The sequence below is a fragment of the Methylobacterium sp. J-077 genome (genome assembly GCF_022829365.1).
Taxonomy (GTDB): domain Bacteria; phylum Pseudomonadota; class Alphaproteobacteria; order Rhizobiales; family Beijerinckiaceae; genus Methylobacterium.
This window is the reverse complement of record NZ_JAKSYJ010000007.1, coordinates 1-1,349: the sequence shown is the minus strand read 5'-3', so window position 1 is coordinate 1,349 and position 1,349 is coordinate 1. Positions and strand designations below refer to the sequence as shown.

General features: G+C 66.0%; 1 protein-coding gene. It reads right to left on the bottom strand.

Annotated features, from left to right (window positions below; translation table 11 throughout):
• Positions 1–151: 151 nt before the first annotated feature.
• Positions 152–1,243: a catalase family protein gene (locus tag MKL11_RS00070; RefSeq protein WP_409565788.1), complete on the bottom strand. Its 1,092-nt coding sequence runs from the start codon at positions 1,241–1,243 to the stop codon at positions 152–154.
• Positions 1,244–1,349 lie beyond the last annotated feature (106 nt).

The following is a 1,349-nucleotide window of genomic DNA, read 5'->3' as shown; positions in this document are numbered from 1 at the left end:
CCCTTGGTCGGGTCGAAGACGCGGATGGTGACGTTGTACGGCTTGAGCTCCGTCTTCATGATGTCCCCTGCCTGAAGTTGCGTGGATCCTATGACGACGAGCGCCACCAGGACCGCGCCCGAGATGAGGCCGCGCATCGTCGTCTCCGTTCTCAGCGCCCGGCGCCCGGCTCGTGGATCGGGCAGCCGTTGAAGCGCTGGCGGAACTCGGCGGAGTGCTTGTAGGGGGCGTTGCGGGCGCGATTGATGTTGCCGAGCGGGCGGTGCGCCGCGAGGCCAGTCCAGATCGAGAAACGCATCTCCTCGTCGACCGCCTGCACGCAGGCCTCGTCCCAACTGTCCTGGGGACGGGCGGTGATCAGGCCGACACGCTGGAACGGCGCCTCCTCCTCTTTCCACTCGACGGTGGGGTCCTCGACGGGCTGGCGTTCGAGGTCGCGGCAAAGCTGGACCCGGAACTCCCAGACGCCCTCGATGGCCTGCATCTCGGACTGCACCGTCTCGCGGATCGCGTTCGGCCGGCCGGAGGCATCGATCTCGGTGCCGGTGAGCGCGGTCAGGCCCGGGGCGACGGGGGCGACCGAGAACTTGGCGATGTGGTCGCCGTACCGGAACGGGGTGACGCTGTAATAGGTCTCGCCGAGCGGATCGACGTTCGGCGCGCCGCCGAGCGAACCGATGGTCGGGCTTTCGATGCCCACGGCCGACAGGGCCTTGTTGACCCCGCGCAGCACGGTGGATGCGGCGACCTTCAGCCCCTCGACCCGGTCGGTCGTGCCGGCAAGCATCTTCAGGCTGCCCAGGAATTTCTCGGCGTTCGGCGCCTGGAAGACCTTGCCATTGACCATGATGAAGTTCTGGGTGGTGCCCTCGGCTTCGGGAAGGCGCTCGCCTTCGACGTCGAGGACCTTCAGGGCGAGGCCGCGCGGCAGCGAGACGGCGTCGGGAAGGATGTCGCCGGCATTGGTCGACATCCGCATGTAGACCTTGTGCTCGCCGGGCTTGGCGAACAGCCCCTGCGCCAGTTCCGGCGGTAGGTTGGGATCGATCCTGAGGACGCCCTCCAGGATGCCGTGCGCCTTGGCGTGGACGGAGCGGACGGCATGACCGGAGTCGTCCGCGACCGTCTGCAGGATCGTGTCGAAGGTCTCGTTCAGTCCCTCGATGGTCTTACCCTCGTCAGGCTTCACGACCTCGACATCGGGGCTGTAACGGACAGGCGCTGGCAAGGCTCTCAACTCCATCATTTTCAAATCCGACGATGAACCTCGCCTAGGCTTATCCGTTCCTCGTTCAGGCTCATTTCACTCAGACGTGAACGAATTTTTGGAACGCCGAGGCCAGGGGGGG